Origin of the sequence: Halomonas sp. OfavH-34-E, from assembly GCF_024124525.1 — a bacterium.
Taxonomy (GTDB): domain Bacteria; phylum Pseudomonadota; class Gammaproteobacteria; order Pseudomonadales; family Halomonadaceae; genus Halomonas; species Halomonas litopenaei.
Genome location: NZ_JAMXRY010000064.1, coordinates 22,154 through 28,643, shown reverse-complemented (window position 1 = coordinate 28,643; position 6,490 = coordinate 22,154). Strand labels below are relative to the sequence as shown.

The 6,490-nt window shown below is 64.9% G+C and carries 4 protein-coding genes and 1 pseudogene; 2 read left to right on the top strand and 3 right to left on the bottom strand.

Features of this window, described 5'->3' with window-relative positions:
- From NH448_RS20765 to NH448_RS20755, 3 genes and pseudogenes are all read right to left on the bottom strand, one after another.
- A pseudogene (locus NH448_RS20765) lies at positions 1 to 324 on the bottom strand (AraC family transcriptional regulator); the annotation flags it as partial.
- 313 nt (positions 325 to 637) lie between these two features.
- A complete protein-coding gene (locus tag NH448_RS20760; RefSeq protein ID WP_045991231.1) occupies positions 638 to 892 on the bottom strand; it encodes a hypothetical protein in 255 nt (84 codons plus the stop codon).
- A gap of 80 nt (positions 893 to 972) precedes the next feature.
- Positions 973 to 3,327, bottom strand: a complete 2,355-nt coding sequence (locus tag NH448_RS20755; protein WP_162197820.1) for a PQQ-binding-like beta-propeller repeat protein — start codon at positions 3,325 to 3,327, stop codon at positions 973 to 975.
- Positions 3,328 to 3,618: 291 nt separating this feature from the next.
- Here NH448_RS20755 and NH448_RS20750 point away from each other — a divergent pair, with 291 nt between their 5' ends.
- Positions 3,619 to 4,236: a glutathione S-transferase family protein gene (locus tag NH448_RS20750; protein ID WP_045991233.1), complete on the top strand. Its 618-nt coding sequence runs from the start codon at positions 3,619 to 3,621 to the stop codon at positions 4,234 to 4,236.
- A 280-nt stretch (positions 4,237 to 4,516) separates the two neighbouring features.
- Positions 4,517 to 6,373 carry a monovalent cation:proton antiporter-2 (CPA2) family protein gene (locus NH448_RS20745; protein WP_253029365.1) on the top strand — a complete coding sequence of 619 codons (1,857 nt, stop codon included), beginning with the start codon at positions 4,517 to 4,519 and terminating at the stop codon, positions 6,371 to 6,373.
- Positions 6,374 to 6,490 lie beyond the last annotated feature (117 nt).

Sequence of the window (6,490 nt, the reverse complement as noted above, 5' to 3'; positions counted from 1 at the left end):
GGGCGCCGCCTCGACCAGGCTCGCCGGCGCGCGATAGCCCCTCGCTCGCTCGTTTTCGAAGATCCCCTCCACCCCCAGGGCCTGGCACCAGGCCACCGGCAGGTCGAGCACCAGAATGTCGTTGGCCCCCGGCGCGAGATAGTGGTGGGTCTCGCCGCTGGGGACCGGGGCCAGTACGCCCGGCCCTACGCGCAGACCACGTCCGCCAACGTCCAGTTCCACCATGCCGCCGCGGCCCAGCAACAGCTGCTGAAAGTCGTGGCGGTCACTCAACACTCGGTCTGGATAGTGTCGATGTTCGATCAGGGGGGCGTGGGTGCTCATCGGTCTAGCCCCGCACTCGCTGCGCAGGCAATGGTCGCTTCCCTTGATGCAGGTCAAATGTGATTTGATGACAAAAGATATATGCTCTCATTTACAACCTCATCAGGCTCTGGTAGTGATGAGGACTATCGGAGGTCCTCTCCATGGAACATGCAGGAGGTCCGTCATGGCGACATCCAAGAGTGTCATCAAGCGAGTCTACGTTCCCACCCACGTAAAGACGCTGCCCAATGGCGAGCGCGTCAAGATCCCCGGCCACTATAAACAAAAGGCGCCCGGCGACTGAACAGAGCGCCAGCCTCTGTTGCACTAGTCAGATCGAGGACGGCTCCCTGCACACCCGCCACCAGCCAAGCCCCACGGGTACCCCGTAAAGCAGCGCATGGACCAGCAACTCTTCGCCCAGGGCGTAGCCGTGCGACAGCCCGACGCTCAGGTTCCAGGCGCATATCGCCAGCCAGGCGAGGCTGAATATCCACATGGCGGTGTGCTGTCGCGGCTTGGGACAGCGCCACAGCAACACCAGGACCACGACCACCCCGACGACGACAATCAACATGGTTCTCATGGGTGCCCCCTGCGTAACCTGCAATGTTGTTTTTCAGCATAGCCATGGTCGGGCGCCGCGGGACCGACGCCCGCACTCGCTCACTTCGCGCCACCCCCTTGGGGCAAAGCCTCGGGCGCTGCGTACACCACCAGTTCGGCGGCATGGTCTGGAGACGCTGCACCTTGCGGCAGGACAAGCGCCACCACGTTCGCCTCGCTCCTGCCCTGGTGAGTGAGTTGGCTTGCACCCCGCGCCCCCTCGACCATTCGCTGGTGCCACAATGCCCGACCATCATCCAGAGCGAAGGCGTAGAGCGCGACTGACCTTGTCTGGTCCGCGACGACCACCGCTGCATCGCCGGAACTACCCGAGAGCATCATCGGTGCCGACAGATTCGCCGTTCCGACAGGCAGCGAAAGCTCGAACGGCAAGCGCAACTCCTGAGGCAGTTCGACGTCGAGGTCACCGACGGTGCGACGCCAGACGATCGCCGAGCTATCGCTACCATCACTATCATCACTACCATCACTGCCGCGCAGAGCGTAAAGCGCGGACAGCTCGACCTTGACCAGCTCCCCCCAGGGAGGCGTACGACAGGATAGCCAGGGATGACGAGGGTCGGCACCACGGGAGCCGACGCTGGCGTAGAGCGCTTGCCCATCCGGGCCGAGCCTCAGCGCCATACGGCGCGACGCCAAGGGTACCGTCGGTCTGATCAGCCGCTCCAGCGACGCCGGCAAGGTGACTGGCCCAGCGCTGTCCCTGGCCCGCAGGCGAATACGGCAAAGCAGTTGATCCACCGGCGAAAGTCCCCACATGTCACGTTCGCGCAGTGCCTTCGGGTCAGAGGGCGGGGTTCGCCAGGTCTCAGCCGACAGCGGCGGTGGTGGCCTCAGGTCGAGCGACGCCAGGGTCTCCCCGCTTGGCATGTCCAGCATCAACAGTCGGCCCTCGCTCGTCGCCACCACCGCGGCCTGGGGTCGATCGTCCAGGCTGACCATGACAACGTCCTTTGCTGCCGTCGACGCCGTGATCGCCGCATCGACAGGCATCGCCCCTTCGCCAGGCATGGGGGCAAGATCCAGCGCTCGCGTCCATAGCGGTTCGCCGGTGGTCACTTCCAGCGCCGTCACCCGGCCTCCCGGGCCCTGCTCACTCTCATCTCGGGTGTTGTCGCGGCGCTCGGCCCCAGAGGCAGCAGGGTCAGCCACCATCAGCAAGCCCTGGGTCTCATCGACGGCGACGATGCGAAGGTTGTCGGCGCCTGGCGTCTCGGGCCGCCAGCGCCAGATGCGATCGCCGGTGGCGATGTCCAGCGCCACCACCTCGTGGCTGAACCCCGTAAGCAGTACCAGTCGCGAGGTGACCTGGATGCCGGCGGCTCCCTTCAGCATCTCGGCGGATGTGTCGGCACTCATGTCAGCCACTTCGGCCACTTCGGCCACGTCAGCCACTTCGGCCAGGTCGACCTGGCCGTCGGTGCCGAAACTCTCGCAGTGTCTGCCGGTGTCGGCATCCAGCGCCAGCAAGCGCCGATCTCGGGTGACAACGAACAGCCGCTGCGGACAGACCAGATCGCTTTCCGCGACCCCCTCTTCCCCGGCACCTTCATGGGTCGTCGACATTTCCAGCGGATCCGGCTCGCCCTCCCCGGGGGTCGGCACAAAGACGCCCTCGACCATATCCTGCGTTCGCTCAGCGGCATCGTGATAGGCAAGCGTGCGACAGGGCCCCAGCGGCTCGATATTGTCCTCGTTGCCCTTTCCGTCGCTGTTCGGGTGTGACCAAAGACGCTCGCCGGTAGCGACCATGCGAGCTTCGATGCCGCTCGAGGTACAGACAATCAGTCGGTCGTCGATGATGACCAGAGGGAAGGCGGTGGCCAAGTGGTTCTCTGTCTCTGCCTCCGCCCTCTCCTGCTCCAGCTCGAGACGCCATAGCGCATCAAGGCCAGTGGCGGACTCACCCTGGGGGTTTGCCGGGGCCTTGGGCACCGAGGAGCCATGACTCTCAGGACGCGAAGACAAGGACGGTTCGACAGCAGGGAGAAAGGCCAGCAACAGCAGCAAGGACAAGCAAGAGAGCGTCATCAATCCCAGCGCCTGCCTGCAGCAGGCGTAGGCACCGCGGGAGAACCAGGGCAACAGCAGCACCAGCCCCAGCAATGCCGGCAGGCCCAGACGCGGCAGCAGGCGCCAGGCGTCCAGCCCCACTTCCCACAGTGCCCAGCCAAGGGTTGCTCCAAGCAGTAAAGCGTAAAGCCCCGGGGCGAGGCGCCATCGTGCCATCAGGCCGCATCCGGTCAGCGCCAGCCCCCCCGCCGCCAGCACGTAGTACGCCGAGCCCCCCAGCGCCAGCAGGTAGCCCCCGGCGGCCAGTGCAACCAACGCTATCGCCAGCACCAACAGGCCAAGCAGTCGTGCTGGCCACCTTGCGGCACGCCTGTCATCCATCGCCTTACCTCCGGCATCCTTGACTTCGAGTCGGGCCAGCTCGACGCTCTTGCCCATCCTGCCGCGCTTGCCACTCTCGCCGCTCTTGCTACTGGGGCGCAGCTCCATGCTACAAGGGGTAGACTACCCTTCGGTACGGGGCGGCCCTGACCGCCTGGAACAGGATAGAAGCTGCCAGATGCCACTGCGACTCCCGCAGCGTCGCTCAGTGCCGAATCGCGCTGTCGACCTTCCCGCCTCCCGCAATAGTGACACCATAGACTCATCATCCATGCACCAGGGGACACCTCCATGAATCTCTACGGCGATACACGCTCGGGAAACTGCTACAAGATCAAGCTGCTGGCATCGCTGCTGGACATTCGCATGGTGTGGATAGGCATCGACATCCTGGCCGGGGACACCCGCGAAGAAGACTTCCTGGGCCGCAACCCCAACGGCAAGATCCCCCTGCTCGAGCTGGATGATGGACGCTTTCTGGCGGAATCCAACGCTATCCTCCACTACCTGGCCAGCGGCAGTGAGTGGCTGCCCGAGGATCGTTACCGCCATGCCAAGGTGCTGCAGTGGCAATACTTCGAACAGTACAGTCATGAGCCCTACATCGCCGTGGCGCGCTTCATCTCGCTCTACCTGGGAATGCCGGAGGACCGGCGGGCCGAATTCGACGCCAAGCAGCAAGGCGGCTACAAGGCGCTCGGCGTCATGGAGCGTCAGCTGGAGGCTACGCCCTTTCTGGTGGGCGAGCACCCCACCATCGCCGACATCTCGCTCTACGCCTACACCCATGTGGCCCACGAAGGCGGCTTCGATCTCGGCGCCTTTCCCGGCATTCGTGCCTGGATCCAACGTATCCAGGCACTGCCAGGCTATGTCGCCCTCGGTGAGGACAGCCTCTCGTCCGAATGAGCAGAAGCCCCCGCTGCGGCCCACGGCGCTAAAGGTGCCGTGACGCCGGGGGCTGTCCAGCACCGCGAACCAGCCGCGGCACCAGCACACCGCAGCAAAGCTCCGCCTCAGAGCCCTGCATCAGAGCCCTGCACCAGAACCCTGCATCAACGCCCTGTAACAGAGCCCTCCTGCAACAGAGCCCCGCCCCAGCGCCCACGCTGCTATCGGCATAACATGCATGCCGGTGACATCAGGTATGCTATGGGGCCCACCCACGAGCCGCCCTGGAGACCCGACCTTGGCCACCGCGCTGCTTCTCAACGTCTTGATCTTTCTCACTGCGGCGGTGCTGGTGGTCCCGATCATCAAACGCCTTGGCCTGGGGGAAGTGCTCGGCTACCTGATCGCCGGCGTGCTGATCGGTCCCTCGGCCCTCGGCCTGGTACCGGACGCCGAAGGGGTACTGCAGTTTTCGCAGGTCGGTATCGTCTTTCTGCTGTTCGTCATCGGCCTGGAGCTGAAACCGGCGCGGCTCAAGCTGATGCGCAAGGCGGTGTTCGGCTTTGGCAGCCTGCAGGTGGCCATCACTACCCTGGTGCTGGGCCTGACCGCCCTGGCACTGGGCCTTCCGCCGGTGGCGGCGGCGGTGGTGGGCTTCAGTCTGGGGCTGTGCTCTACGCCACTGGTACTGCACCTGCTGGGCGAGCGCCAGGAACTCAACAGCCGCCACGGACGCCATGCCTTTGCGCTGCTGCTGTTCCAGGACATGGCGGCCATTCCGGTACTGGCGGTGATTCCGATCCTGGCCGCCGACTCGCTGGTCAGCGGCGGCATGACTGCGGTGCTCAAAGAAGTCGCCATCGCCGTCGCCGCCTTCACCGGTCTGATCTTTGGCGGGCGCAAGCTGCTGCCGCCGCTGTTCCGCCTGGCCGCAGCCACCGACAGCCGCGAAGTGTTCGCCGGCATGTCGTTGCTGGTACTGATCGGTGCCGCCCTGCTGATGGAGCTTGCCGGACTGTCCATGGCACTTGGCGCCTTTATCGCCGGTATCCTGCTGGCCGATTCCGAGTATCGCCACAGCATCGAGGCCGACATCGAACCGTTTCGCGGTCTGCTGCTGGGGCTATTCTTCATGGCGGTGGGCATGACCGCCAAGGTCGGCCTGCTGGCACAGTCCCCTGGGCTGGTGCTGGGGCTGACCGCACTGCTGCTGCTGGCCAAGGGCGCCAGCCTGATGATCGCCGCTCGGGTCTACCGCTGCGGCTGGCGCGAGACCACCACCCTCGGCGTGCTGTTGTCACAGGGCGGAGAATTCGCCTTCGTGCTGTTGACCGCCGCGGGTTCAGCCGCCTTGCTGGCGCAGGACCTCGTGCACGTTCTGGTGCTGGTAGTGTCGCTGTCCATGGCCGCCACCCCGATCCTGTTTCTGGGCCACGAACGGCTGGTGCGGCCATTGTTCAAGAAGCCTCGGCCCAAGCGTGACTTCGATGCCATGGACGATGATTCGCCACGCATCATTCTGGTCGGCTTCGGTCGCTTCGGTCAGATCATGGGGCGTGCGCTTCAAGGGCTCGAGATCCCCTACACCGTCCTCGACATCAATGCCGACCACGTCGACTTCGTGCGTCGCTACGGCAACAAGGTGTACTACGGCGACGCTACCCGACTGGACCTGCTGGATGCCGCCGGCGCGCGTCATGCCCAGGTGCTGGTGGTCGCGGTCGGCGATCCGGATATCTCGATGCGCATCATCCATCGCGCCAGCAAGCGCTTCCCCCACCTCAAGATCTATGCACGTGCCCGAGATCGTCACCATGCCCAGTTGCTGATGCGTGCCAAGGTCGGCTTTATCCTTCGTGAGCTGCTGCCGGCGAGCCTGGAAATGACCCGTGAGGTGCTGATCGGACTCGGTGTGCCCCGCGACCAGGCCCAGCACACCATCGACACCTTCCGCCCCCACGACGAGGAGACCCTGCGGCGTCAGCTCGAGGTCTTCGGCAACGAGAAGAAGCAGATGCAGACCGTGCGGCAGGCGGCCAAGGAGCTCGAGACCCTGTTCGAGGCCGACGAGGACATCCTGACCCGGGTCGAGGAAATCCCCCGGCGCCAAGCCTCGGATGGCGACGACACCAAGCGCTCGGCCAACGAGTCCTGACCTCCGGCCCTTGTGCCAGAACCTCCAGCCCTTGTGCCAGAAGCCGCTTGCACTGCCATTCACCGGCCACGTCGACGGCCAGTCTGCCCAGGCAAGGGCAGAGAACGGACAAGGGCA

Excerpts from the sequence above, each read along its gene's own strand:
- NH448_RS20760 (WP_045991231.1), bottom strand. The coding sequence starts at position 892 with ATGAGAACCATGTTGATTGTCGTCGTCGGGGTGGTCGTGGTCCTGGTG.
- NH448_RS20755 (WP_162197820.1), bottom strand. The coding sequence starts at position 3,327 with ATGGATGACAGGCGTGCCGCAAGGTGGCCAGCACGACTGCTTGGCCTG.
- NH448_RS20750 (WP_045991233.1), top strand. The coding sequence starts at position 3,619 with ATGAATCTCTACGGCGATACACGCTCGGGAAACTGCTACAAGATCAAG.